The 25,932-nt window shown below is 68.6% G+C and carries 21 protein-coding genes and 3 pseudogenes; 11 read left to right on the top strand and 13 right to left on the bottom strand.

What is annotated here, in order from left to right; translation table 11 throughout:
* Positions 1-97: 97 nt before the first annotated feature.
* The 3 genes and pseudogenes from ACFYRY_RS07100 to ACFYRY_RS07090 form a co-directional block, all read right to left on the bottom strand.
* The gene (locus tag ACFYRY_RS07100) at positions 98-712 is read right to left on the bottom strand and encodes a TetR/AcrR family transcriptional regulator (protein WP_389141128.1); all 615 of its coding nucleotides are present in this window, start codon (positions 710-712) and stop codon (positions 98-100) included.
* Positions 713-883: 171 nt separating this feature from the next.
* Entirely contained in the window at positions 884-1,237 is a 354-nt protein-coding gene (locus ACFYRY_RS07095; RefSeq protein WP_389140885.1) for an FAD-dependent monooxygenase, read from the bottom strand.
* Positions 1,238-1,326: 89 nt separating this feature from the next.
* A pseudogene (locus ACFYRY_RS07090) lies at positions 1,327-3,785 on the bottom strand (SpoIIE family protein phosphatase).
* A gap of 244 nt (positions 3,786-4,029) precedes the next feature.
* Here ACFYRY_RS07090 and ACFYRY_RS07085 point away from each other — a divergent pair.
* The 4 genes and pseudogenes from ACFYRY_RS07085 (at position 4,030) to ACFYRY_RS07070 (ending at position 7,470) form a co-directional block, all read left to right on the top strand.
* On the top strand, positions 4,030-4,317 hold the full coding sequence (locus ACFYRY_RS07085) for a DUF3500 domain-containing protein (protein ID WP_389140883.1): 288 nt from the start codon (positions 4,030-4,032) through the stop codon (positions 4,315-4,317).
* A gap of 164 nt (positions 4,318-4,481) precedes the next feature.
* A pseudogene (locus tag ACFYRY_RS07080) lies at positions 4,482-5,338 on the top strand (DUF3500 domain-containing protein); the annotation flags it as partial.
* A gap of 236 nt (positions 5,339-5,574) precedes the next feature.
* Positions 5,575-5,940 carry an IclR family transcriptional regulator gene (locus tag ACFYRY_RS07075; protein WP_389141126.1) on the top strand — a complete coding sequence of 122 codons (366 nt, stop codon included), beginning with the start codon at positions 5,575-5,577 and terminating at the stop codon, positions 5,938-5,940.
* Between the two features lie 345 nt (positions 5,941-6,285).
* Positions 6,286-7,470: a cytochrome P450 gene (locus ACFYRY_RS07070; protein ID WP_389140881.1), complete on the top strand. Its 1,185-nt coding sequence runs from the start codon at positions 6,286-6,288 to the stop codon at positions 7,468-7,470.
* A gap of 144 nt (positions 7,471-7,614) precedes the next feature.
* On the opposite strand, the gene ACFYRY_RS07065 is transcribed toward ACFYRY_RS07070, so the two are convergent.
* The 4 genes and pseudogenes from ACFYRY_RS07065 to ACFYRY_RS07050 all read right to left on the bottom strand — a co-directional run bounded on the left by ACFYRY_RS07065 (position 7,615) and on the right by ACFYRY_RS07050 (position 11,837).
* On the bottom strand, positions 7,615-8,412 hold the full coding sequence (locus ACFYRY_RS07065; RefSeq protein ID WP_389141124.1) for a collagen binding domain-containing protein: 798 nt from the start codon (positions 8,410-8,412) through the stop codon (positions 7,615-7,617).
* 36 nt (positions 8,413-8,448) lie between these two features.
* Positions 8,449-10,005 (bottom strand): annotated as a pseudogene (locus ACFYRY_RS07060) (MFS transporter); the annotation flags it as partial.
* Between the two features lie 148 nt (positions 10,006-10,153).
* Positions 10,154-10,627: a MarR family winged helix-turn-helix transcriptional regulator gene (locus ACFYRY_RS07055; RefSeq protein ID WP_387535249.1), complete on the bottom strand. Its 474-nt coding sequence runs from the start codon at positions 10,625-10,627 to the stop codon at positions 10,154-10,156.
* A gap of 463 nt (positions 10,628-11,090) precedes the next feature.
* Positions 11,091-11,837 (bottom strand): SDR family NAD(P)-dependent oxidoreductase, encoded by a 747-nt coding sequence (locus tag ACFYRY_RS07050; protein WP_389140879.1) that lies wholly within the window; start codon positions 11,835-11,837, stop codon positions 11,091-11,093.
* A 331-nt stretch (positions 11,838-12,168) separates the two neighbouring features.
* Here ACFYRY_RS07050 and ACFYRY_RS07045 point away from each other — a divergent pair, with 331 nt between their 5' ends.
* Positions 12,169-13,878, top strand: coding sequence for an MFS transporter (locus tag ACFYRY_RS07045; protein ID WP_389140877.1), 1,710 nt, complete (start codon positions 12,169-12,171; stop codon positions 13,876-13,878).
* Between the two features lie 129 nt (positions 13,879-14,007).
* Entirely contained in the window at positions 14,008-14,292 is a 285-nt protein-coding gene (locus ACFYRY_RS07040; protein WP_389140875.1) for a hypothetical protein, read from the top strand.
* A 123-nt stretch (positions 14,293-14,415) separates the two neighbouring features.
* On the opposite strand, the gene ACFYRY_RS07035 is transcribed toward ACFYRY_RS07040, so the two are convergent.
* Entirely contained in the window at positions 14,416-15,195 is a 780-nt protein-coding gene (locus ACFYRY_RS07035) for an IclR family transcriptional regulator (RefSeq protein WP_389140873.1), read from the bottom strand.
* A 149-nt stretch (positions 15,196-15,344) separates the two neighbouring features.
* On the opposite strand from ACFYRY_RS07035, the gene ACFYRY_RS07030 reads away from it, so the two are divergent.
* Positions 15,345-16,544: an FAD-dependent monooxygenase gene (locus ACFYRY_RS07030; protein WP_389140871.1), complete on the top strand. Its 1,200-nt coding sequence runs from the start codon at positions 15,345-15,347 to the stop codon at positions 16,542-16,544.
* 110 nt (positions 16,545-16,654) lie between these two features.
* On the opposite strand, the gene ACFYRY_RS07025 is transcribed toward ACFYRY_RS07030, so the two are convergent.
* Positions 16,655-17,257, bottom strand: a complete 603-nt coding sequence (locus tag ACFYRY_RS07025; protein ID WP_389140869.1) for an ester cyclase — start codon at positions 17,255-17,257, stop codon at positions 16,655-16,657.
* A gap of 148 nt (positions 17,258-17,405) precedes the next feature.
* Between ACFYRY_RS07025 and ACFYRY_RS07020 the strand changes: the two genes are divergently transcribed.
* From ACFYRY_RS07020 to ACFYRY_RS07010, 3 genes are all read left to right on the top strand, one after another.
* The gene (locus ACFYRY_RS07020) at positions 17,406-17,870 is read left to right on the top strand and encodes a MarR family winged helix-turn-helix transcriptional regulator (RefSeq protein ID WP_389140867.1); all 465 of its coding nucleotides are present in this window, start codon (positions 17,406-17,408) and stop codon (positions 17,868-17,870) included.
* Positions 17,871-18,278: 408 nt separating this feature from the next.
* Positions 18,279-19,976 (top strand): thiamine pyrophosphate-binding protein, encoded by a 1,698-nt coding sequence (locus ACFYRY_RS07015; RefSeq protein WP_389140865.1) that lies wholly within the window; start codon positions 18,279-18,281, stop codon positions 19,974-19,976.
* Between the two features lie 33 nt (positions 19,977-20,009).
* Positions 20,010-20,828, top strand: a complete 819-nt coding sequence (locus ACFYRY_RS07010; RefSeq protein WP_389140863.1) for an SDR family NAD(P)-dependent oxidoreductase — start codon at positions 20,010-20,012, stop codon at positions 20,826-20,828.
* A gap of 376 nt (positions 20,829-21,204) precedes the next feature.
* Here the strand turns inward: ACFYRY_RS07010 and ACFYRY_RS07005 are convergent, their stop codons facing one another.
* The gene (locus tag ACFYRY_RS07005) at positions 21,205-22,284 is read right to left on the bottom strand and encodes a lipocalin family protein (RefSeq protein ID WP_389140861.1); all 1,080 of its coding nucleotides are present in this window, start codon (positions 22,282-22,284) and stop codon (positions 21,205-21,207) included.
* A gap of 307 nt (positions 22,285-22,591) precedes the next feature.
* Here ACFYRY_RS07005 and ACFYRY_RS07000 point away from each other — a divergent pair, with 307 nt between their 5' ends.
* On the top strand, positions 22,592-23,266 hold the full coding sequence (locus tag ACFYRY_RS07000) for a TetR/AcrR family transcriptional regulator (protein ID WP_389140859.1): 675 nt from the start codon (positions 22,592-22,594) through the stop codon (positions 23,264-23,266).
* Positions 23,267-23,316: 50 nt separating this feature from the next.
* Here the strand turns inward: ACFYRY_RS07000 and ACFYRY_RS06995 are convergent, their stop codons facing one another.
* Genes ACFYRY_RS06995 through ACFYRY_RS06985 form a run of 3 tightly spaced genes read right to left on the bottom strand, consistent with a single transcriptional unit; the run spans position 23,317 to position 25,921 of the window.
* Entirely contained in the window at positions 23,317-24,258 is a 942-nt protein-coding gene (locus ACFYRY_RS06995; protein ID WP_389140857.1) for a dioxygenase, read from the bottom strand.
* A gap of 11 nt (positions 24,259-24,269) precedes the next feature.
* A complete protein-coding gene (locus ACFYRY_RS06990) occupies positions 24,270-25,325 on the bottom strand; it encodes a maleylacetate reductase (protein WP_389141122.1) in 1,056 nt (351 codons plus the stop codon).
* Positions 25,322-25,921, bottom strand: coding sequence for a nuclear transport factor 2 family protein (locus ACFYRY_RS06985; protein WP_389140855.1), 600 nt, complete (start codon positions 25,919-25,921; stop codon positions 25,322-25,324). The genes ACFYRY_RS06990 and ACFYRY_RS06985 overlap by 4 nt, the downstream gene beginning before the upstream one ends.
* Between the last annotated feature and the right edge of the window lie 11 nt (positions 25,922-25,932).

Genomic DNA, 25,932 nt, shown 5'->3' with positions numbered 1-25,932 from the left:
GTTGCCGTGCGGGTGGGCTGCTCTCCGGCCGTGGCCGGGATCGTTCACGGCTGCGTGATCGCTGTGGACGTCGGGCCGGGTCTGGCGTCCACGCTGTTCAGCCGGCGTCCGCAGTGCCGTCCTGGTCGAACAGCAGCCTTGCGAAGTCGGTGACCGGTCCCACGATGTCGAGGTCCTGGTCGAGGACCCACTGCAACTGGAGTCCGTTGAGCACGGCTTGGAAGAGAATCGCGGCGCTCTCGGGGCTGAGGCCCTCGCGGAGCCTGCTGCGGGCCGCTTCGTCGGGGAATCCGTCGACGAACTGGACGCGGCTGCGGTCGTACCGTTCGACGAAGTAGCCGTGGGCGGGATGATCCGGCCGGGAGGCGGCCGCCGCGAGCTCGATCCACAGGCGCATCAACTCGGGGGCCTTCTGGTGGTGGCGGATGAGCCCGGCGAGGTAGGGGCCGAGCTGGTCGGGCCGTTCGACCTCGTCCAGGCCCCGCCGCCACTCCTCGGAGTCACGGTCGGCGAGCACCTCGGCGAGGAGTTCGTCCTTGTTGTGGAAGTGGTGCAGCAGCCCGGCGTGGGTGATGCCGGCCCGCTCGGCGATATCGCGCAAAGAGGCCTTGGCGTAACCGTGCTCGGCGAAGCTGTCGCGTGCCGCGCGGACGATCTCCGCCCGGCGGGCCGCTGTTTTGGCGTACGGTCCACGCGTCTTTGCCTGATCCACGGTGTGCTCACCCTCCTCGACGAAGCGAACCAAAGATCTCATGACGAACTCCGAAGGCTGCAAGGAGGTGAGCCGTCATAGGACTCTCGGCCCCGCCGAGGCGAGCGCTCTCGCGACTGGCGAGACCTCCTGGGCGGGCTCGCTCGGCGGAGCGCGGCCGAACTCGGCACATCAGGCACACTCGGGCAGGATCACCGGCTCCAGCGCGTTCTGTGGTGCGTTGCACATCTCGCACGGGCTCGCTGCCGCGTACTCGCTACGTCGGTCCAGACCCTCGCCCCAGGTCATCATGCGCGCCAGCTCCACGCCCGCGAACGAGGTCGCCCACACGTTGGTGCCCATGAGCCCGGCAGGCATCGCGATCTCCCGGACCCGGTCCTCGATTCCCAGGTCGCGCAGCACCTCCACGGTCCGCTGGTTGGTGATGTGAGCTCGAGGCGTCGGAGCCGTCGACGGGTACTTGGTCACCGTGAGCGGCCAGCCCTGCCGGACCGGCGCCGACGACCAGAACGTCCGTCCGTACAACGTCGCGTCCGGGGAGCGATGTCGGTGGGCGCGGGCGGCCGGCGTGAGGCATGGTCCTGACAGGCCTGGTGGACGTGTGGAGCGGGGCTTCAGCTGCCGGGCCGGCGTGCCTCGAGGGCCTGTTCTGCCCAGATGGTCTTGCCGGAGGCGGAGTGGCGGGTGCCCCAGCCGCGGGTCAGCTGGGCCACCAGCAGCAGACCGCGGCCGCCCTCGTCGTAGGTGTGCGCCCGGCGCAGGTGGGGGGTGGTGTTGCTGGCGTCGGAGACCTCGCAGATGAGGTGGCGGTCATGGATCAGCCGTAGCTGGATGGGCGGGGCGGCGTGACGGATGGCGTTGGTGACCAGTTCGCTGATCACCAGTTCGGTGACGAACGATGCCTCCGCCAGGTCCCAGTCCATGAGCTGGGCGGAGACGAGCTTGCGGGCCTGGGCCACGATGGCCGGCTCGGCGGGCAGGTCCCAGGAGGCGACCTGCCGGGCGTCGAGCACGTGAGTGCGGGCGGTGAGCAGCGCGATGTCGTCGGTGCGGTCCTCGGGCCGCAGCGCACCGATCACTGTCTCGCAGAGGCCGTCCAGGTCGGTGCCGGGATGGGCCAGTGCCCTGCGCAGCCGCGCCAGCCCCTGGTCGATGTCCAGGTGGCGGGACCCGATCAAGCCGTCGGTGAAGAGGGCGAGGATGCTCCCCTCGGGCATCACTACCTGGGTGGCCTCGAACGGCAGGCCGCCCAGGCCCAGAGGAGGGCCGACGGGCGCGTCAAGGAAGTCCACGGCGCCCTCGGGACTGACCAGCGCGGGCATGGGGTGACCGGCGCCTGCCAGTGTGCATGTGCCCGAGACCGGGTCGTAGACGGCGTACAGACAGGTGGTACCGAGCCCCCCGGCGGTCTCGGCGGCCTGGTCGGTCGGTGACGCGCCGCCGGTGTCCGCGTCTGCCGCCAGCCGGATCACCAGGTCGTCGAGCTGGGTGAGCAGTTCGTCCGGCGGGAGGTCGACGTCGGCGAGGGTACGGACGGCCGTGCGCAGCCGTCCCATGGTGGCCGCCGCGTGGATGCCGTGCCCGACCACGTCGCCGACGACCAGGGCGACCCGTGCACTGGACAGCGGAATGAGGTCGAACCAGTCGCCGCCCACTCCGGCGAGCGCACTGGCGGGCAGGTACCGGGAGGCGACCTCCACGGCTGTCGGCCGCGGCAGATGTTGCGGAAGCAGGGTCCTTTGCAGCGCCGTCGCGGTGTCGCGCTCGTGGGTGTATCGGCGGGCGTTGTCGATGAACACGGCGGCCCGGCCGGTGATCTCTTCGGCAAGCAGCAGATCGTCTTCGCTGAAGGGCTCCTGCCGCTGATGGCGGACGAAGACGGCGACGCCGAAAACGGTGCCGCGAGCGCGGAGAGGCACAACCATGACGGAGTGCATGGCGAACGCGCGGACCGAGGCCTCCCGGCGAGGGTGGCCTACCGACCAGTCGGCTTTGGACGGATCGAACGTCGCGTGGAGCACGGCCCGTCCCGTGGCCAGGCACTCGGCGGTCGGGGAGTCGGCTGCGTAGTCGTCCACCTCGCCGAGAGCAACGACTGCCTCAGGAGCGCCCGGGATCACGGATTGGTGTGCCATCCGGCGCAGGCGGACCGTGCCTGGTGGGGAGGTCCCGGGCGCCGGGTCGGAGTCGGGGAGCAGATCAACGGTGGCGAAGTCGGCGAACTCCGGCACGGCCACCTCGGCCAGTTCCTGGGCCGTGCGCGTCACGTCGAGGCTGCTGCTGATCCGGACGCTGGCGTCGTTGAGCAGCTGCAGCCGCTTGCGCGCCCAGTACTGCTCGGTCACGTCATGGGTGGCCTGCCCCACTCCGCACACGGCGCCGCCCTCGTCCCGCACCGGGTACAGGAGGAGGGACCAAGCACGCTCCCTGCTCTCGCCGGGGGGCCGTGCGAACAGCTCCAGGTGGAGCGGCTCCTCGCTTTCCAGCACCTGGCGAGCAGCCCGCTCCACCCGTACGGCTTCCGGGTTGAAGTCGAACTCCGAGAACCGCAGCCCACGCATCTCGGTCTCGGTGAGGCCCAGTTCGTTCTCCGCGCAGCTGTTGGCCCGGCGCAGGCGCAGATGCGTGTCGAACACCATCATCGAGCAGCTGGGCGACTGCTTGACCATCCACTCCGTGAGCGGCGTGTCCTGCGAGGTGGAGGCCCCGGTGAGGGAACAGACCAGAAACCAGTCCGGGCCCGTATCCCTCATGGTCCGGCGATGCGCGAGCAGACCTGTCTCCACCGGGTACCCGTCCAGGTGCCGCAGCCGTGCCCGGCCGCTCCACCTCGGCAGAGCCTGGATCTCCCGCAGGGTCGGCGAGGCGAGGCTCTCGGCGAGCAGGCGAGCAGGCGGGCGGCGGGTGCGCCGACGATCTCGGCCGGCGGGTAGCCGAGCAACTGCCGAGCCCCCTCACTCCATTCCGTCACAACGCCGTGCTGATCGACGACAGCCCAGGCCGCACCATCGTCGCCGGACACGTCACCGCTCGGGCCCAGTCGTTTGGTGGCCGGGGTGCGTCCCTCTTCCATAGCGGTCTCGCTTCCACCGGGCCTCAGAGAGTTCCGCCTGTCCGCGCAGCGCTGTCGTGCCGACCCTGTTTCCCCATTATCGCTACGCTCCACCCGAACGGCACTCGGCAGTGCTTCGTCAGGTCGGTGGCAGTGGTCGGCTTCCCTCTGACGCGGAGTCCGGGAAGTTCGTTGTACAGAAGTGGTACCGCGATCTCCCCGATGGCGAGGCGTGTGGCCCCCGGCCGGCGCACAGGTGCGCACCGTGACCGAAAGACGCCGCAGAAGAACAGTCCGCGACGAGGGTGTCGACAACGCCGCGGCGGTTGACTCCGCCCTCACCCTCCTGGGCATGCTCAGTGCCGACGAACAGAGCAGCATCCGGCATCCCCTCGACAGTCGCGTGTGGCGGGCCTGGCTGAACCCGGAGTTCTGCCTCAACCCCTTCGGTGTCCGGCTGGAGGAGGTCAGCGAGAAGGTCCGTGAGCAGGCATGCCAGTTCGTGGCTGCGTGTCTGAGCCCCGCCGGGTACCAGAAGGTTTGGGCATCATGACCACCGGCAGGTTCCTGGGCGACCTCGTCGAGCTCCCCGGTCTCCTCAACGAGCACAGCTACAACATCAACATCTTCGGCACTCCGTCCGCGACCGAACCGTGAGGCTGGAACCTCTGGGGACACCACCTCGCCGTCAACTGCCTCCTGATCGGCGGCCGGCAAGTGCTCACACCGGTGTTCTTCGGTTCCGAGCCGAACCTGGTCGACCGCGGTGAGCACGCCGGACTGTCACTCTTCGAGGAAGAGGAACGCGCGGGCCTCGCTTTCGTGAGGAACTTGACGAACGGCCAGGCCGGTCGGGCGGTGCTGTTCCACCAGAAGCGGGACCCGGAGCTGCCCCCGGGCGACTGCACCCCGCTGACGAACTCACCCTGGCGGGAGCGTTTCAGGACAACCAGGTCATTCCTTACGAAGGGGTTCTCGGCGCAGAACTCGACCCGGCCCAGCGGGATGCCCTCATAGATCTGGTGGCCATCTTTCTGGAGTACCAGTCCGACGGGCCCAGGAAGGCACGGCTGGCGGACATCCGCCGCCATCTCGACGAGACGTACTTCTGCTGGATCGGCGGGCGCGGCGACGAGGACCCGTTCTACTAACGTGTGCAGAGCCCGGTCGTCCTCGTTGAGTTCGACCATCACGCCGGCGTGTTCCTGGCGAGCACGGAGCCCGAGAAGTTCCACACCCACACCATCGTCCGGACGCCGAACGGCAACGACTACGGAGCCGCACTCGTTCAGCGCGCGACAGGGACTCCGCACCGTCTCGACGGACCTGTCTGGGGCAGAGGTGACCACGGCACGCGGCCCGGCCGATGTGCGACCATCACGGAACAGACGCCCGGCGAGATGCCCGGAAACGAAGCGGGGACGATGCGGAGCGTCACCACAGCGCTGCAGGTTCTGGAGGCCGTGGCGGTCAACCAGCCGATCGGGCTGAGCGCGCTGACCCGGACCCTCGGTCTGCCGAAGACTACGGTGCAGCGCAGCCTGGCGACACTCGCGGAGGCCGGTTGGATCGAGCAGCAGACGGACACGGGCCGGTGGCAGGTCGGCGTCCGCGCCTTCGTCGTCGGCAGTGCCGTCAGTGCCCGCGGCGGGCTCCGGCCTGCCGCGCTGCCAACGATGAGGGACCTCGGTGCCGAAGTCGGCGAAACGGTGCACCTGACGGTTCCGACCGGGCGTGAAGTGGTCCTGGTCGATCGGGTCGACAGCCCCCAGCCCGTCCGGGCCGTGTCGCCCCTCGGGGCGCGGGGGCGCTGCACGCCACCTCCAACGGCAAGGCTGTCCTTGCCGCGCTGCCGCAGGCGGAGGTGGGCGCGTACATCGACGGTGGTCTGGACGCGGTCACCCCGCACACGATCACCGACCCCGGCCGCCTGCGATCCGAGCTCCGAGGCATCGCCGAGGCCGGATTCGCGATCTGCCGGGAAGAGGCGGAGGAGGGCGTGGTCTCCGTCGGCGCCGCCATCCGCCCCCGGCACGGCCGGCCGATCGCCTTGCTCTCGATCTCGGGCCCGAAGAGCCGTATGTCCCCCGACATCCTCACGCCCTACGGCGAGAAGGTCCGGCTCGCCGCAGAGGCCATCGCCATTGCCCTGCCTGTCGACGCCGAGATGTCCTGACCCGGGTCCCGAACGCCGGGGATGTGGGCAGGCGGCAGTGAGAGGGCGTCTGATCCAGGTAGTTGGGAGCTGGAGATGTCTTTGTGACGGTTGGTGCTGGTGGTCGCAGTGGTGCGTGACGTGGCATGGAACGCCTTCCGGCACACTCTTCGGTGAGCGCTGCACGAGGGGAATGACGGCGCCTGCTTGCTCAGAACTCGTGGGCTGGCGGAAGTCCGTGTCAGGCGGCAGGCGTTGTTCATTCAACGGTTGCTGTTCTGTCGACGCGAGCGGAGTCCATGCAGCATGGCCGGTTAGGTCTTCCCCATGTCAGTGAGCCGCTGAACGGACAACAGGGAGCAACCCATGTCCAGCCATGACAGGAATATGCAGGTCGAGCCCGAGGCCGCGTACTGCCCCTACCCGCTGTACTCCCAACTGAGAGAGCGAGGCGTGCCCTTCGTCGAGGAGGCGGGCGCCTTCATGGTCACTCGCGCCGATGACGTCGACTCGGTGCTGCGTGATGTCGAGACCTTCTCGTCGCGCGACGCGCTCGGACTCAAGCCCGTCGAACCCGGGAGTGAGCCGACGGGTGCGGAGTTCTATCTGGTCACCACGGATGCGCCGGAGCACAGTCGGCGTCGGCGTTTGGCGGCCAGGGCGTTCACGTCCGGACGGGTCGCCCGCTTCGAACCGCAGATCCGGACTATGTGTGCGGAGCTGATCGAGAACCTGCGTGGACGGGAGGAAGTCGACTTCGTGTCCGACTTCGCCGTCAAGCTGCCCATCGCCGTCATCGCCACGGTGTTGGGCATCCCGGAAGCGGACACCGGCACGATGAGGCGGCTCTCGGAGAACGTGCTTTCCTCCCTCGTCGGTTCACCCGACCCGGCCGGCTTCAGGCTGGCCTGCGAGGAGTTCGGTGCGCTCCTGGCCCCGGCGTTGGAGGCCGCGGCCGGTGTCGAGCAGGAGACCACCATTCTGCATACGATCGCGGCCGCCGGCCTCGGCGCGGAGGACGCCACGCGGTTTGTCATCGAGTTGCTGTTCGCCGGTAACGTGACGACCGCCGATGCCATCAGCAGCAGCACCAGGCTGCTGGCCGAGGATGCGCGGCTGGCCGACCGATTGCGGCAGGACCCCTCGCGGCTCGCCACGTTCGTCGAGGAGTCGCTGCGTCTGGAATCGCCGGTTCAGGGACTGTTCCGGACCGCGACCCGTGACACCGAGATCGGCGGCTGTCCGGTTCCGGCCGGCGCTCGCCTCCTGGTGAGTTTTGGAGCCGGCAACCGTGACGCGAAGCTGGTCGAACGGCCCGACGAGCTGGACCTCGATCGTGTCTCGCCCCACGCGCACCTCGCGTTCGGTCGGGGAGCGCACACGTGCCTGGGGCACGCCCTCGCCCGCCTCGAAGTGCGCATCGCTGTGGAGGTGCTGTTGGGTACGGTGCAACGCTTCGAGCTGGCGGTGCCACCTGAGCGGCTCGCTTACCAGCGTGAACTCACCGTGAGGCATCTGCAGTCCCTGCCGCTTCGCCTGTACTGGTCCTGAGAGAGCCGAAAGGACTTGCGTGCTGAACCTCGGACCGGTGGCGACAGGCCGCCGCCACCGGTACGGGGTTCACCAGGTCCAGGGTTTTTCACCGCCGGGCCGGACACATCCAGAACGGATGGACGTGTCCCGGCCCGGCCAGTGTCACCCGCCCGGGTGGGAGAGCTCGATGTCGTGGCTTTCCACACCGGAGCCGTGAACGGTCAGGTGGGTGGCCTTCGGCGGGTAGCCGGCCGCCGTGACCGTGTACTCGCCGCCGTTCAGGTCGGTGAAGGCATAGCCGCCGTCCTCGCCGGTAGTCGAGCTGACCACCACATTGCCGGCCGTGTCGATGAGCGTGACCCGGGCGTCGTTCAGAGGCCGGCCCGCGGCCTGGACCATGCCCCGCACGTGCAGGCCGGGGGAGAGTTCGAGCTCGGTCCTGGTGACGCCCTGCGCGGAGATCTCGACGGGCAGCGCGATCGGCCGGTAGCCGGTCGCGGTCACCGCGAGGGTCAACTGACCAGGCAGCAGCTCGGTGAAGCCGAAGGTGCCGTCCGCGTCGGTCGGACCGGCGGCGAGCACATCGCCGCGCACGTCGGCCGCGACCACCATGGCGCCGACGACCGGCTTCCCGTGATCGGCCGACGTGACCGTGCCGACCAGGCCGCTCGTGCCGGAGAGCAGGATGTCGTACGACACCGGCTCGCCGCCGACCACGACCGTGGACGCCTGAGGCTGGTAGCCCTCGGCCGAGGCGATGAGTACGTAGCTTCCCGCGCCCGGCGCGTCCACCGTGTACGAACCGTCCGAGTGGGTCACCACGTGGCCCACCTGCCGTCCGCCCAGCGAGATCAGGGTGATGACCGCCCGCGGCACGGGTGCGGACTCGGCGCCGATGGCGTGCCCGCTGACCGGGACGCCGACGGAGGACCGGACGGTGGCTGCGGCCGGGGCCGGCACCTTGGTGTCGTGCCCGTGGTTCTCGTCCTGCCGACCGCGGAGGCCGAACGCCGCCAGGGCTGCGCCCACGAGGGCGAGGAGGCCGGTGACCAGGACGGCGGTGTGGACGCCGTTCATGAAGGCGGTGTGGCTGCCCTCCACCACGGCTGCCCTGAGCTGTGCGGGCATCGCGTCGGAGACCGGGGCGACGCCCATCGCGACCGCGTCCTTCGCCTCCTCGAAGCGAGCGGCCGCCGAGTGGGGCACGCCGGCGTCGGTCAGCGAGTCCGTGAGCGTGGAGCCGACGCGGCTGCTGATGAGGGAGACCAGCACCGAGGTGCCGAGCGCGCCGCCGACCTGGAGCGAGGTGGCCTGGAGGCCACCCGCGATGCCGCCGTCCTTGACGGGGGCGTTGCCGACGATCGCGTCGGAGGACGCGGCCATCACGATGCCGACGCCGAGACCAAGCGCGACGAACGGCGGCCACATGGCGGCGTACGAGGAGTCGGCACTCCACGCGAGCATCGCGAACGCGGCGCCTGCCTGGAGCACCATCCCGAGCGGCATGGTCAGGCGCGGGCCGAACTTCTCGGTGAGCTTCGCTCCGAGCGGCGAGGCCAGCATGGAGGCGAGGCTGAGCGGCAGGGTGCGCACACCGGACTCGACGGGCGTGAAGCCGTGCACGTTCTGGAGGTACAGCATCACGAAGAAGATCGCGCCGAGCAGGACGAAGAAGTTCAGCGCGGTGACGAACGCACCGATGGTCAGGGCCGGGTTGCGGAACAGCCGCATGGGCAGGAGCGGGTGCGCGACGCGGGTCTCGTACCAGCCGAAGAGGACCAGGACCACGACACCGCCGACGATCGCGCCGAGCGTGCCGGCCGAAGTCCAGCCCCACGTTTCGCCCTTGACGACTCCGAAGACGACGGCGATCAGTCCGAGCGCGAGCAGTACGACGCCGGGCACGTCGAACTTCTCGCTCGCCGCCGCCTCGTTCCTGGACTGCGGCAGGACAACGAGTCCGAAGACCAGGGCGATCACGCCGATGGGGGCGTTGATGTAGAAGACCGACTCCCAGTTGACATGCTGGACGAGCAGTCCGCCGACGATCGGGCCGAGCGCGGTGGCGACGGACGAGATCATCGCCCAGATGCCGACCGCCATGCCGAACTTCTTCGGCGTGAACACCGCACGCAGCAACGCCAGGGTGTTGGGCATGAGCAGAGCGCCGAAGAGGCCCTGCAAGGCCCGGAAGGCGATGACACCGTCGACCGAGCCGGCGAGGCCGATCGCGACGGACGCGAGGGTGAATCCGACGACGCCGACGAGGTAGACAGTGCGGCGGCCGAAGCGGTCGCCGAGCTTGCCGCCGAGGATGAGGGCGGCGGCGAGGGCGAGCAGGTAGGAGTTGGTGACCCACTGCAGTTCGGCGGTGGTGGCGCTCAGGTCACGGGCGATCTCCGCGTTGGCGATCGAGACGACGGAGCCGTCGAGGCCGACCATGAACAGACCGAGCGCGACGGCGATCAGCGTCAGCCAGGGGTTGGCGCGAAGACCGCGGGGGTGAGGGTCGGATACGGGAGCGGGCGCTGTGGAAACAGCGGTGACAGACATGTGTGAGCTGTCCTCGGGACGTGCGGCGCGCGGCTTGGGCGCGTGGACATGTGGGGGTGAGCTGTGTGTGGGGCGGCTGTCCAGGAGGCAGCACACCGGGCCCCAGCAGCGGCAAGGGCGGTAGGCGTACGAGATCCGGACCGAATCGTCAGGTGGCGGAGTGCTCGCGCAGACGCCGGGTGAGAGCCTCAAGGGCGCCGAGCGCCGAGCCGAGGGCGTCGCGGTCGCCGTCTGTGAGAGTCCGCAGCGCGGCCGCGAGCTGTCGCGCCGCGACGTCCTCGGCCTGGCGGATGCGTTGCCGGGCCTCGGCGGTGACACGCAGGTGCGCGACGCGCTTGTCGACGTCGTCCTGGTGCCGTTCCAGCAGGCCCGCGTCGGTGAGGCGGGTGACCAGGGCGCTGACGTTGTTCGGCATCATCCGCAGCGCGTCGGCGGCCTTGTGGACGGTCGCGCCGTCGTACTCCGCGACGTACTGGAGCAGGGCCAACTGCCGCTCGGGGAGCTTGGGGTAGGGCAGTCGCCGGTCGATGCTCTGTTTGACGTACCGGTTCAGCGCGGGCAGGCATGCCACGAGGCCTGCGGCCACCTGGTCGACGCCCTGGCTCGGACGAGCCTCACTGATTCCGGTCACGACTTCAAGATACCTATGAAAAGAAACCTATGTCAAAATACTAAATACGCGGGTGGCGACCGGCTCGTTCCTGCACCCACCTGATCATCCGTACGGTCCGGCCCGGTACCTCAGACACGCGCACTGCGGGCTCGTGTGATCCGGCGGTGAGCAAAGTGGCCCTGGGGACGGCGCGAGGGCCGTTGTGCCGGTCGGACGCCCCCGAGCCGACCGCGGACCGGTCCGTCAGTCAGTAGGAGTGCTTGCGTCGTACAGTCAGGCAGCCCTGAGCGCGCAACGCCCTTCCGGGCGTCGCGCCACCCATGATGCGATCGCGGAGGATCTCACGATCGACTGGATGCCACCGCTCGACCGTGCGGATCCGGTGAGGGGGCGCAGGTCGACGGCCGTCTCATCGTCGGACCTGACCAGGAGGTTCCCGAGAGGGGGCGGGCGTCCACTCAGAGGAGCCCGCTCAGCGGCGCGTGCTTCCTCCGTCCGCGACGACGATCTGCCCCGTGATGAACGCGGCGTCGTCCGAGGCGAGAAACGCCACGACGCCCGAGACGTCGGCCGGCATCTGCACCCGCTTGATGTTCTGCATCTGCACGGTCTGCTCGAAGAAGAACTCGCTCGTCTTCTCCGCGGCCGTGGCCGTCCGGACCAGGCTCGCCGCGACGCCGTTGACGGTGATGTGGTGAGCGGCGAGGTTGGCGGCCAGGACGGAGGTGAATCCGTTCAGCGCGCCCTTGGCGGAGACATAGGAGACGAAGGGAGGCTGCGGACTCCAGTAGCTGGAGGAGGTGATGTTGATGATCCGTCCAGACCCGGACTCCTTCAGGTCCGGCAGGAATGCCCTGGAGGCCAGGAAGGGGCCGTGCACGTTGACGGCGAAGGTGCGACGCCATTCGTCGTAGGTCACGTGGTCGATATCGGCCAGCAGAACGACAGCCGCGTTGTTCACCAGGATGTCCGCGGCGCCGAGCGCACGTCGGACCCGGGCGGCGAACCCGTTGATGGCTTCCTCGTCCGAGACGTCGACCTTGTCGCTGAAGAATCGCCGACCGGTTTCCGCGACGAGGTCCCGCGTCTCGTCGGCCGGATCGATGTCCGCGACCGCGATGTCCGCTCCCTCCGTCGCGAGCCTGCGGGCGATCTCCTGCCCGATGCCCGTACTGCCTCCGGTCACGACGGCGGTCCTGCCCGTCAGCCTTCCAGCCATGCGTCACTGCTCCTTCCAGGCGGCGCGGCAAGGCCGTCCTCCAGGGATGGTGCGCTGGGAGACCGCGGATCAGTTGCGGCTTGTTCGTCTAATGAACATGACCGTTGAGCGTGATGCGGGTCACTCCTAGCTTGACGCTGCTCAGCCGGTCGGCCACCACGCCGAGCGTCCTGAATCAGGTCCGGTGGACGGGCGGCGCGGAGGCGCTTCGCAAGGCCCAGGGCGGCACGGCAGCGGTGTTGCCGAGATGACCGCGAAAAGCAGCACCCACATCAGGGCCGGCAGCGGACGCCGGTTCCGAACAGCGGCGCTTTGCGCCAAGGAGTCGTCCATGGTTCAGATCGATTCACCCAAGGCGGTAGAGGGAGAGGGTGGCAGATACACCCTGACCCCGGGCACCCTGGCCGCGGTGGTTCTCGCGGTGTGCCTCGCACAGATGGCCCTCGCCGTCCCCTCGCTTATCAACGGGCTGCTCCAGCAGGACCTCGCGCCGTCCTCGGCCCAACTGACCTGGATCACCGACGCCTTCATGCTTCCCGTGGCCGCGTTGGAGCTGGGCTTCGGCGTGTTCGGTGACCTGTTCGGCCGTAAGCGTCTGCTGGTCGGGGGCGCCGTGCTCATCGCGGTCGGTTCGACCATCGCGGTCCTGGTGCCGGGTTCGGCATACTCGAGCGACACTCGGGTGACGTTGCTGATTCTCTCCCAACTCATCAGTGGCATCGGGGCCGCGGCCATCTTCCCGACCAGCCTCGCCATGGTCGCGGCCGGCACGCACACCACCGCCACCCGCGCGCGTGGCGTAGCGGTCTGGGCCGCCGCGCTGTCGGTCGGCGGCTTCCTCGGACCGCTGCTCGCAGGGCTCTCCACCAGGATTCACAGCGGTTGGGCCGGGAACGCGAACTGGCGCTGGGCCTACGTCGGCATCCTCGTCATCGCCGCGGTGAGCGTGATCCTGTCGCTGGCCGTCGCCCGCAACTCCTCCTCGCCCGAGGGCCGATCCCTCGACTGGCCGGGGCAGATCACCTCCGCACTCGGTCTGTTCGCTCTGCTGTATGCCGTGATCCAGGGCTCCGAGAGCGGCTGGGGAAGCCCGCAGATCGTCATCGCGTTCCTCGCCGCGGCCGTGCTCCTCGGGCTGTTCGTCTTCGTGGAGAACCGCACGGACGCGCCGCTCCTTCTCCTGAGCGCGTTCAAGAACCGGGCGTTCGCCGTGAACTCGGTGGTCACCGTGATCGGGATGTTCGGCTTCCTCGCGATCATGTACTCCACCAGCATCCGCCTCACCATCATCCAGGGAATCAGCCCGCTGAAGGCCTCCGTCGCCTACCTCTTCTTCGGAGGCATCGGGCTCGTGCAACTGCCCCTCACCTCCAAGCTGTTGGAGCGGTACAACCCCCGGTGGGTTCTCTGCACGGGTCTGACCCTCATAGGCGCCAGCGGGCTGTGGTTCGCCGGTGTTCCGACGAGTAACCGGGCACTGTCCTCGCTCGTCGGGCCGCTGGTCCTCGCCGGCGTCGGCTCGGCACTCGCCTTCGCCGCCATCAGCGCGGTCGCGGTCAACACGTTGCCCAACCACCTCGCCGGCATGGCAAGTGGCGCCACGAGCACGTTCCGGGACCTCGGGTTCGCGCTCGGCCCCGCGATCATGGGTGCCATCGCGCTCAGCCAGGCTGCCAAGGAGATCGCCCGCAACCTGGCCGACAGTCCCACCCTGAGCAAGGCTTACGCGGCGTTCCAGGCCGCCCCGGCCCATGCCCCCGCGGATCAGAAGCCGCAGCTGGAGGCGGCGGTGCACGCCGTGGGCTCGGGTCCGCTCGGCGCCAACTCGGTGCCGGGCAGCATCACCACGCCGGACGGTCACGTCGTACCTTTCAACCCACTCAAGGACGTCGCTTTCCACGCCCTCAGCAGCAGTTACTCGCTGGCGTTCGTGCTTGGTGGCGTGGCCGCTCTCGTCGCGGCGGCACTCACCCTCATGGGCGGGCCCGGCGGTGTCGACCAGGCTCATCTCGACGACGACCCGCACACCCTCGACGGCTGACGCCCCGACGAACGCTCGGCGCCGGAGCGCCCGCCGCGAGTCCACCTTCTTTTCAGGAGCAGGAGTCGCGGCGGGCCACAGGCGTGCAGAGACAACGATCGACAGACACATCCGGACAGGAGTCGAACAATGCCCACGACACGTCTGGAGGCGAGCAGCGACGACGTCCGCGTACCGGTCACGGTCGCCAAGGGAGAGGCAGCGTGGCTTCTCGCGATCACGGACGGCGACGAGCAACAGCGTGAACTCACGCTCCCCGGCTGCGTGATTGCTCACGGCCCGGCCGGGAATGTCCATGAACGCGAGCATTTCCTTGCCTGCAACGCCTCCACGGGAGACACGGCCGAGGCCCAGACCAGCGGGGTGACCTGCAGAGAGCGAGGCGAACGGGCCGTAGCGACGTGCTCCCGGTAGATGAGTGTCCGGCGCCTGCCCGAACTGCCGCCGTTGCTGGCGCAGGCCGCGGCTCTCGCCCACATGCAGCTCTCCTGACGGCAGCCGTCGGCACGGCGGCCCGGTCCCGCGCCCCGTGAGAGGTCAGGCAGTGCGGATGGGGATGCCCGGCCTCCAGCCGAGACTCCTGGACAATCCCAGCCCGCTCGCGACCAGCGAGGGAACGGCCGCCTGCAGCTTGATCGAGCCCGCGGCCACGACGACGGAGAGCGCCGCGACGACGTTGCCGCGGCCGTCGACGATGCGCGTCGCGACCGACTCGGCCCCTTCGCTCAGCTCCTCCTTGACGACCACGGTTCCGGTCGAGCGGCAGGACGCCAGTTCGCTACGGAGTTCGGCCGGGTCCACGATCGTCCTGGAAGTGAATCTCTGCAGTCTTCCGGCCAGCACCTCATCGATGAAGGCTGGACTGCTGTGGCTCAGCAGCACCTTGCCGACTCCTGAGCAGTGCAGGGGCAGCAGTCCGCCGATCTGCGACGTCAGACCGACGGCGTTGACCGCCGACAGCCGCTCGATGATCACGGCTTGGTCGCCCTGGAGGACGGCCAGCTGCACATGCTGGCGAAGAGCCGTGTACAGGTCCTCCACGAACGGCTGCGCGGCACTGCGGAGCGTCTCGGCACGCGGTGCGAGGGTCCCGAGGCGCCACAGTGGCAGACCGATCGCGAAGCGGTTGTCGCTGGTGCGTTCCAGCGCGCCGGCCTCCACGAGTTCGAGCGTCAGCCGCCTGGCGGTGGCGTGCGGCATGCCGGTGCGTCGGACCAGGTCGGCGAGGGTCAGCTCGGTGTTGTTGGGGTCAAAGGCGAAGAGTAGATCCCAGAGTCGGGAGCTGACGGTGCGTCCTGGCTCGTTCGCGCGAGGCATGGGCCTCTCCTTCATGATGTGCGGCCCCGGACAGCCACCTTACCTTCAATGTTCGTTGAATGGATGAAACTGTTCTTTCAGTGCGTGCTTTGCCGAACTCTTGCAGGAGCCAGCTATCACCTCGCCAGAGGTCCACGGGAGTGAAGAGCATGATGAATACGGAAGCAGGCCCCAGGATCGCGATCCTCGGTGGTGGCATCGGAGGCCTCGCTGCCGCGGCCTTCCTCCGCGACAAGGGCTTCCACAGTGACGTCTACGAGCAGGCCGCCGCCCTGACCGAGGTCGGTGCCGGCCTGGTGATCGCCCCCAATGCCGCCCGCCTGCTCCGGCGTCTCGGAGTGCTGGACCGGTTCATCGAGCGCGCGGTGCAGATGGAGATCGGCTGGGAGTTCCGGCGCTGGGAGGACGGCTCCGTCCTCTCCGCGGAGAACCTTCAGGACGGGTGCAAACGCCTGTACGGCGAGCACACCTACGCTGCCCACCGCGCCGATCTGCTGGCCGCCCTGAGGTCGGCCGTCCCCGGCCACTCGCTCCACCTCGGCAAGCGTTGTGTCTCGATCGAGTTCGAGGGCGACCAGGCGGTTCTGCAATTTGAGGACGGCGAGACGGTTCGCCCGGACATTCTCATCGGTGCCGACGGAGTTCACTCCCGGGTGCGCAGCGCCATCGTCGGGCCGACTCAGGCCAGGGAGTCCGGCATCTGCGCCTTCCGGGCCCTCGTACCGGCACAGAAGGCACCCGAGTTCGCCAGGCGGCATGCCCAGACCCTCTGGATCGGCCCCGACCACCATCTGGTGCACTACCCGGTTTCGGACGGGGAGTACGTCAATCTCGTCGCCTTCGCGCCGGCCGGGGCGAGCAGCGTCGAGTCGTGGACGGCCACCGCGACGCTCGAAGAACTGCTCGAGGAGTTCGACGGCTGGGATCCGCGTCTGGTGGAGCTGATCAGATCGGCCGACATGCCGGGACGCTGGGCGTTGCTCGACCGCGAACCCCTCGACCACTGGAACCGCGGCAACGCGACCCTGCTGGGCGACGCGGCCCACCCGATGTTCCCGTTCTTCGCCCAAGGCGCTGCCCAGGCGATCGAGGACGGCGCCGTCCTCGCCCTGTGCCTCGCGCAGGAACCGGACAACCCGTTCGCGGCGCTGGCACGCTACGAAGAGCTCCGTCGACGCCGCACGGCACGCCTGCAGGAGGTGTCGCACGGAAGGTCCCACATCAACCACCTTCCGGACGGCCCTGAGCAGCAGGCCCGCGACCTGGCGTACTCACAGGCCGACCCACTCAGGGCGAACGGCTGGATCTACGAGTACGACCCCGAGGTCGCCGTCTCGGCTTCGGTGTGAGTCGGTCCCGGGAGGCACATGTGCCTCCCGGGACCGACTCACGGCTGGAAGCGAGGGCGCTGTTCCTGCGTCTGATGGAGACCGATGGATGCTGTTACGCAACGAGGAATTCAGGCGAGCCCGAGTTGCCGCATGAAGGTCAACTGGTCGTAGATGATGAATTCCTCTTCCATCACACCCTTTCTGTTCCAGATGCCGACGGTGACCAGGTTGATGGCGTACTTCTTGCCGGTGGGCGGGTAGAAGCCGCCTTTGCCGTCGGGCATGGGCCGGGTGAACGTACCGGTGGTGACTCCGGTCACGGCGGTGAGGTTGTCCTTGGCCACTCGGACCGGGTGGTCGACGGCGCGTGTGTCGGGCGCGAAGGTGAACTGGAACTTCAGGTCCTCGATGTGCGCGGCCAGGCCGTCGGTGTAGTGGCCGTCGGGCCAGTGCGCGCGGATCTTGTCCGAGTGGCTTTCGCGGACTCGGTCCCACTGCTGGCCGGAGTAGACGACGAAGTCCAACTCGTCGAAGGCCTCCAGATTGCGCCGCTCCTGATGGGTCAGGTGCTTGGGGTAGCCCAGCGACTCGCCGGTTTCTGCCGGGTTGCCCATCAGCGCGGGCATGACCGACGCGAACGCCGAGTCGTTGCCGCTTTCCACCGCGGTGATGGCAAGGGCGCCCGCGGCGACAGCGCCGCTGCCGCGGAGCACAGCGCGACGATCGATCATGACATTCCTCCTTGAACAAGGTTGCTCGAACCCCGTCGGCGGCTTCCACCACACATGGCGTCGCGCCGAAGCGAGTCGTTCGAATTTGAACTACAGGATGAAGCTAACAGGTAGTTCGAACTTGAACAAGTGGTGGTAGTTTGGACCTGTGGACGAATCCAAGTGGCTGAACCAGCGCGAGCAGCAGGCGTGGCGCACGTTCGTCACCGCCAGCACGCTGCTCAACCGGGTGATCGATCAGCAGTTGCGCAACGATGCCGGGCTGTCCCACGTGCAGTACGGAATCTTGACTCGCCTCGCCGGCGCCCCCGACGGGTCGATGCGGATGCTGGCGCTCGCCGAAGCGTTGGCGGTCACCAAGAGCGGCCTGACCTATCAGATCGTGCAAATGGAGAAGGAGGGGCTGGTCAGTCGCAGAGCCTGCACCACTGACGACCGCGGAGTGATCGCCACTGTCACTCCGCACGGCGTGGAGTTGATCAGCCGTGCGGCACCCGGTCACGCCGACCTGGTCCGCGAACTGGTGATCGATGTCCTCACTCAACAGCAACTGGACGTCCTGGCCGACGGCTTCGCCGAGATCCAACGCCGCATCGTCGAACGCAAGATGTAGCTTGCGGACCGGTTGATGGCTCGGTGCCCCTGCCGTGGCTGCGAGCTGTGGCTGGTGTCCTCGGTGCCCACGGCGCGGAAGGACTGAGCGGCCGCATCACGCCGTCCACGTGGGTGTCCGAGTGCCGGCCGGGAGCCAGGCGGATGTTGAGCCGGCGGGGTTGCATTGCCTGGAACGACATACCGACGTAAATCCGATGCCCGTCGGTCTGGACATCCCTCTCCCGAATGGTCCGGTCGCCGGGTCTCCGCTCTTCCATGGCGAACAAGGCGTTGACCATCCAACGAACACGGCCATTGTCGTCATCCAGGTCACACCCGAGACTCCGGTACGGGAGGCCTGAGACATGGCCCTGCCCCAGCGTCTTTTGTTGAAACTCTGAGTACGTCCCGAAGGGCGGATCATCGAATGGCAACCGCAACCGGTAGTGGGCTTGTCGTGCGTACGTTGCAGCGAGCCGGAGTCAACGTCGCCTTCGGTCTGCCCGGAGCGCACATCGACCCCATTCTCCAGGAGGCCATGGACGCCAAGCTCCGGGTCGTCGACGTGCGCCACGAGATGAACGCCGGACACGCGGCGGAGGGCTATGCGCGGGTCACCGGGGACCTGGGGGTCGCCGTCGTCACGGCCGGCGGTGGCTTCACCAACGTGCTGACCTCGATCACCAACGCCTATCTGGACCGGACCCCCGTGCTGTACATCACCGGCTCCGGTCCTCTCGAGACGGACGAGGTCAACGACCAGCAGGCCGGATTCAACCAGGTCGCCATGGCTGCCCCGGTGACCAAGTTCGCGCACCGCGTCACCCGTACGGACCTGATCCCCCGCCTGGTCGCCCAGGCGATCCGCACCGCGCAGTCGGAGCCCAAGGGCCCGGTGCTCCTCGACATTCCCTGGGACGTCCTGCGCCGGCAGATCGACGTCGACGAGTTCGAGGACTACCGCGTCGAGATCGACGGCACCGGCATCGCCCCCGCCAACGCCGTCGACCGGATCATCGACGCGCTCGGTGCCGCCCAGCGGCCGATCGCGCTGGTCGGCAAGTCCTTCGTCACCGCCGAAGCGCGAGCCCAGTTGCACGAGTTCGCCGCACGCACCGGAGTGGCCCTTCTTTCCGACTGGGAGGGCCTCGGGGCGATCGTCGGCTCCGGTCAGCACGTCGGTCTCGTCCAGACCCTGGCCACCGTCCCCGAGGACGAGCGGCCCGACCTGGTCCTGCTGCTCGGGCTGCGCTTCGGAATGACGACACAGTTCGGCACGGGCCGACTGCTCCCGAAGAGCGCGCGGATCTTCCAGATCGACCCCGACGGCCGTGAACTGGGCCGCCTGCAGGATGTGGAACTCGGCATCCAGGCGGATCCGATCGGCACGGTCGGCCTGCTGAACGAGCGCCTGGGCGACAGCCCGGTTCCCTCCGGGCGCGGCGACTGGCTGGCGACCCTGCGGGACATCTCGGCCACCCGGCGCTCGGCACTCGCCGCCGAGACCGAGGGGCACGAGGACGACGCGATCCACCCGTATCTCGCTGTCCGTACGATCGCCGAGAGCGTCCCCGACCAGGCCACCGTGGTCGTCGACGGCGCCCTGACCGAGCTGTGGCTCTCCGAGACGATCGCCCTCGCGCCGCTGGCCCACTACCTCGGGCACGGCTACCTCAGCTCGATGGGGAGCAACCTCGGCGTGGCCCTGGGAGCGCAGTACGGGGCCTCCGACAAGGCGACGATCCTGGTCACCGGTGACGGTGCCGTCGGCTACAGCCTCGCCGAGTTCGACTCCCTCGTCCGGGCGGGACTCCCGGTCGTCGTGATCGTCCTCAACAACCAGGCCTGGGGCGCCACACTGCACACGCAGCAGTTCTTCTACGGACAGGACCGTGTTACCAACAACCGTCTGGGGAACGGCTCCTACAGCGGCGTGGCGCGAGCTCTCGGTGCGGACGGCGTCGACGTCACGGAACTCGACCAGCTCCGCCCCGCGATCGAGGCGGCCCTCGCGGCCCGTCGGCCGACATGCATCGACGTACGCGTGAGCCTCGCACCCATTCCTCCGGAGGAGCGCGTCCTGAACGGCGGAGCTCCGTTCGGCGGCGTCGAGATCGACGCGTGAACCGCACCTCCTGATCTCCCACGAAGGGGAACCGTGAAGGACACGACTGACGTCGGACGCCGCGACCTGGACGTCGGCGACCGGCGTCAGCGTTTCCTCGGGAAGACCTGCCTCGTCACCGGCGGCAGCAGTGGACTGGGACTGGCGGCCGCACAGGCGTTCGCGCGCGAGGGCGCCCGCGTGATCATCATCGCGCGGGACCCGGACCGGCTGAAGACCGCGAGCGATCTGATCGGCGACGGCACGATCGCCGTGGCAGCCGATCTCTCCTCGTCGGCCGGAATCAAGGCCGCGGTCACGGAGGTCGCCGCACGGGTCGACCACCTCGATGCCGCCTTCCTCAACGCTGGGCGGGCGGGCATCAAGCGTCTCGACGACATGGACGAAGCGACCTGGGACATGGTGTTCGACACCAACGTCAAGGGTCCGTTCTTCCTCATGCAGGGACTGAGGCCCCTGCTCGCACCCGGTGGGGCCGTCGTCTTCTGCGGCTCGGCAGCAGGCCGAAGGGCCGGCGCGGGAACCGCCGCCTACGGAACCAGCAAGGCCGCACTCGAGCACCTGACACGGGTCCTCGCCGCCGAGGTCATCGGCGAGGGAATCCGGGTCAACATCGTCATTCCGGGCGGCATGAACACCGACATCGCCGCCCGCACGACGGGCCTTCCGTCTGACGGCGCCGAGGCCTTCCGCGAGCGGGTCAGGCTCAGCACTCCCATGCTCCGAGAAGGAGAACCGGACGAGCTCGCCGACGCCGTGCTCTTCCTGGCCTCCTCCGAAGCCGGCTACATCACAGGCGCGGCGCTCCCGGTGGACGGCGGCGCCACCGGCTTCACCCGCCCGCCGGCGTAGAGGAGACGGCCGCCCTCGATCAGCACCCGCGCCACAGGACCAGAGCGAGGACGACTGTCATGACGTTGCCCTTCGGCCAGCCGGCCGGGGCCGTCATATGGGTCGAGTACGTGGTTGCCGGGATGCGCTGGTGGACCGGACTCGGCTGTCGGGCCGCGCGGGATCTTCACTTCCGTGTGGCGGGCCTGCGCCGGCTGGGATGGGGCGCCCTTGGCGGGACTTCGCGGAGTCGCTGCAGGCCTGACTATGGGGCCGGTGCCCGGCCACCGGCCCCCGGCTCTCGACGCGTTGCGCCCTCCCACGAGGCCCGGGCGAACGCCGTGGACGCCCCTCTGGTCGTCCACGGCGTTCGCCGGAGTTGTGTGGCCGTGGACGACTACTGTCCGTTGGTGAGTTCGATGTAGGTGTTGCCGGTGACCGGGCGGTGGTCGTAGGTGCCGGTGACGGCAGCGCTGCCTTCGTAGCCAGGTGAGGGGACCGTCAGCTCCTGGTCCTTGGCGTACACGGTGACGTTCAGCTTCGCGTGCTCGCCCGGGATGGTGACCTTCCAGCGCGTGGGGTAGCGCTTTCCGGTGGCCGGGCTGGTCCAGAGGGTGCTTTCGTCCGGAGTGAGGGTGGCCTCGGTGAGGGTCTGGGTGCCGTCGGGCTTCAGGATCGTCGCGAAGTTGTTCTTCTTGTCGTCGTATTTCTGGTTCCAGACGCTGACCTTGTCGCCGTTGGACAGGTTGAGGTTCATCCAGGACCACGAGCCGTGTCCCGTGCTGAGGTCGGGAAGAGGTCCCCACTGGCGGTCCACCCAGGACTGACCGCGGACTTTGTCGGCGCGGCCGTTCAGGGTCAGGGACCCGGAGGTGTCCACGGTGGGCAGGGCGTATTCGTAGTTGGAGTACTTCGCGTCACCGAACATGGGGAAGTAGCCCGTGCCCATGTTGTAGAGAGTGTTTCCGCGGGGGCGCAGCGTGACGTCGATGGTCCCCTCGGGGACCTTGGCGTGCAGTTTCATCTCCCTCGCGTCGCCGGTCCAGGTGATGTTGTCGGTGTGGATGTCCACGCCCTGCTTGTCGGAAAGACCCGTCGCGGGAGGGAGGGCGATCTCCGACTTCGTGTACCAGCCGGTGTCCTCGTTGACGATCGACACCCTCGAGATGGCGCCCCCTTGATCGCCGAAGCTGGAGTTCAGGTAGTGGGCCAGGAATCCGTACCGGTGACCTCCGGCGGTCACGTGCGCTGTGACGTACCAGGACTGGTTGGACTGGGCGGGGTCGTAAGTGAGGTCTGCGGCCGGGTCGATGAGAACCGGCAGGTTGGTCCGGGCCGGCCCCTTCGTGGATGTGGTGTGGTTCGCTGCGGTCGGGTCGGCGGCGGTCGTCGCCGTGGCCGGCCCACCTGAGGCGAGCGTGAGTGAGGCGATCAGCGCGGAGGCGATGGCGGCGGCGCCGGCGGTGGTCTTACGCATGGTGGCTCCTTGCGCGGAGGTTCTGCACGGATGCACGGTGTGTGAACGAAACTGTTTCGTACTGTCGATGAACGCTGTTGTCTGCAGGAGGAAGCCTGCTGTGCGGGGAGGGTGCGGTCGGTGAACGGTCGCCCAAAGGTGCGGATGGTCGTTCGGGAGGGCGCCGTATGCGCAGTCCCGCGTATATCCGACAGATGTCAGTTTAACTGCTGGCGGGCAGGTGTCAACCGTGCTCAGAGGTGCCGATCCGGACGACTACGCTGGTCGGACTGACAGGCACGCCCGTACGGCCGGCTGAGGAGGACATTTGGGAGACAGGTCGACCACCACTCGACGCCCGGGTCGGCCCGGAGCGGATTCCGCCGCGGTACCCGCGGAGCGGGACGTCCTGCTGCGAGGCCTGGAGGCGTTCTCGGAGCTGGGCTACGACCGGGCCTCGGCGCGGGAGCTCGCGCGCCGACTCGGGGTCAGTCACACCTTCATCAACGACCGCTACGGGTCCAAGGCGGCCTTCTGGCGAGCCGTTGTGGACGCCGCGCTCGGAGCTCAGCTCACGCGCATGGCGCCCGCCGCGCCCGGCAGCGGGGACGAGGACGTGGTGCGGCAGTTCGTCAGGGAGTTCTACCGCGTCAACATCGGCGAGCCGTATCTGGCCTTGCTGATGGCGGACGAATCCGGACGGGACACCGAGCGGCTGGACTACCTCTACGAGCGTTACATCGAGCCGACGCTGGCCCTCGTCGTGCCCAGCATCGAGAGGTTGACGGCGTCCGGGCGCATGGCACGGGTACCGATGGACGTCCTGTTCTTCGCCATCATCGCTCCCGTGGCCGGCCTGGTGCAGGAGCCGTTCGCCCGGCGCCTGGGCCGCCCCGAGCAGCTGTCGCAGGCGGAACGTCTCGCCAGGGCGGAGGCCCTGGCCGGACTGGTGGTGGACGGCCTGCTGGCCCCGGGCGACGCGAAGCGTCGGTCGTCAGAGTGAAACGGCGCCAAAAACTGCCTCTCCGGTCGGAGAGGCAGAGCGGCAAGCGGTCATACGCCCTTGGGGGCGAGGACGATGTCGAAGCGCACCCGGCTCCAAGTGCCGTCGATGACGCGGCCATCGGGCGTCGGCGTGCCGACGGGCTGCTGCTCGAACCGTTTGATCAGTGAGTCCTTCACACCGAAGACGGTGTCCTTGCGGCCGATCGGATCACCCTCGGGAAAGATGTGCGTCACCAGCGTGCGCGCACCATCGTGGGACACCATGAAATGCAGGTGACTGGCGCGCAGCGGTGAACGGCCGACCGCGTCGAGCATCTTGCCGACGGGGCCGTCGTTCGGGATGGGGTACGGCGTCGGGGTGAGGCCCCAGAAGCGGTAGCCGCCGTCGGCCGCGGAGAAGAGGTGCGCCCGGCCGGCGCGCTTGCCGGCCTCGTACTGCACGTCGTACAGCCCGTCCTCGTCGGCCTCCCAGACCTCGATCAGCGCGCCGGCGAGCGGGGTGCCGTCGGTGTCGGTGACGGTGCCCTCGACCCAGCAGGGCTCGCCGGGGGCACCGAAGGCCAGGTCACCGCCGAGTTCGATCGCGGGGGAGTCCTCGACGAAGAACGGCCCGAAGACGGTCGCCTCGGTGGCACCCCTGTAGGCCTGGTTGTTGACGTTGATCGTCTGCATGCTGGCGCCGAGGGTGTCGGACAGCAGAATGAACTCCTGCCGGACCTCGTCGGTGATGTGGCCGGCCTTGGTGAGGAAGTCGATCGCCGTCCCCCACTCCTCCTCGGTCAGCCGGACCTCGCGGATGAAGGAGTGCACGTGCTTGACCAGGGAGGTCATGAGCTCCTGCAGCCGCGGGTCCTCGCAGAGGTCGAAGGAGGCCACGACGTTGTCGACGAGCTGCTGCTCGACCTCCTGCTGCTCCGGCGACACCTCACGGTAGATGGCGCCGTGGGTACCGGCTGCCTGGGCCGAGCCGGGGTTGACGTAGGTAGCCATGGCGGCCTCTCTCAGTTGATCGGTTCGCCGGCCCACGCCGCCTGCAGCAGCAGGGTCAGGTTCGCGCAGGTGACGGGAGTGGGGTTGTTGGCCGGGATCGCCTTCATGATCGGGCCCAGTGCCCTGGCGATGCCGTCCTTGGGCATGCCGTAGTCGCGCAGCGCCCTCGGCGCGTCCAGCACCTCGCGCAGGGCGGCCAGGCCGGCGCTCGCCTTTCCGGAGCCGAGCGCCTGGGCGACACGGGCCTCCGCCTCGGAGGCGTGCGGGGCGTTGAAGGCCAGCACGTACGGCAGCACGACCGCGTGGGTCTGTGCGTGCGGGAGGTTGAACATGCCGCCGAGGACATGGCAGATCTTGTGATGCATCCCGGAGCCGGCCGAGGCGAACGCGACAGCGGCGAGGTAGGCGCCGTACAGCGTCTGCTCGATGCCCTGGACACCGGTCGAGTCGTCGGCCACCGCCGACAGGCCGGCTGCCAGCGCGCGGATGCCCTCCTGCGCCAGCGCCCGGTCGATCGGGTCGGCACGCGGACCCCACATCGAGTCCACGCAATGCGCCATCGCGTTCAGGCCGCTGGCCACCGTCATTTCGGCGGGCAGTGTGGTGAGCAGGGCGGCGTCGTAGACGACCGACGCGGGCAGCACCTTGCCGTCCACGCCGGTGGTCTTGGTCTCACCCTCGGTCAGCCCCCACACGTTGGTTGCCTCGGAGCCCGCGTAGGTGGTGGGTACCGCGATGATCGGCAGCCCGGTGGTCAGCGCCACCGCCTTGGCCAGCCCCGTGGTCGAGCCGCCGCCGACGCTGACCAGGATGTCTGCTTCCGCGCCGACCGCGGCCCGCAGGGCTCGCCCCACGACCTCGACCGGTACGTGCATCACGACCTCCTCGTGACGCAGTACGACCGGGATCTCCTTGGCGATCGGGTCGGCCAGCTCCTTCTCGCGGTCCGACGCGATCAGCATGACCTTGGAACCGCCGAGCGCCTCGACCTCCGCCGCCACGGCGGCGGGTGATTCCCCGGCCGCGAACACGACCCGCTGAGGGAGGGTTTCGTGAGTGAACTTCATCGGGCCTCTGCCAGCCATTGCTTGCCTTCTTCGTAGAGCTGCTCGACGGCTGTGCCGGTGAGACCGGGAAGCCCGTCCTTCACCGTGAAACCCGCCTTGGTCTGCAGGTATGCCAAGTGCCGATAGCCGGTCGGGAACCGGTTCAGTAGCTCGGGATCCAACGTCAGTGAGACAGCGGGATCCACGACGTCGAGCCGGTCCTTCTCGTAGATCGGCTGCCGGCGCACCAGGGTCCAGCGCCCCTCGTGGCGGGAGAGGAAGTCGTAGAAGCGACCGGTGCACACGACATCGACCTCGACGCCGTCGACGCTCGCGCGCTGGTTGATGGTCATCTTCGTCTGGGCGACGGCCCGGTCGCCAGCAATGTCCGCGGTGTGGCCACCGAGGAAGTGGAGGATGCTGACGCCGTTCTCGAAGCCCTCACGACTGGCCTTGATGAAGTCGGTGGCGCTTCCCTGGAACCAGGTCGCGCTCATCCAGCCGTCCCGCGGATGCCAGACGGTGGCGAAGCGGCTCCAGTCACCGGCGTCGCGCCACAGCGCCCAGTTCTCGGTGAGCCGCCGGATCTCATGGCTGTCGTTGTCGGCCTGCGACATGGTTCGATCTC

It is taken from the genome of Streptomyces sp. NPDC005263 (assembly GCF_042872365.1).
Taxonomy (GTDB): Bacteria; Actinomycetota; Actinomycetes; order Streptomycetales; family Streptomycetaceae; genus Streptomyces.
This window is presented reverse-complemented; position numbering and strand designations above follow the sequence as displayed.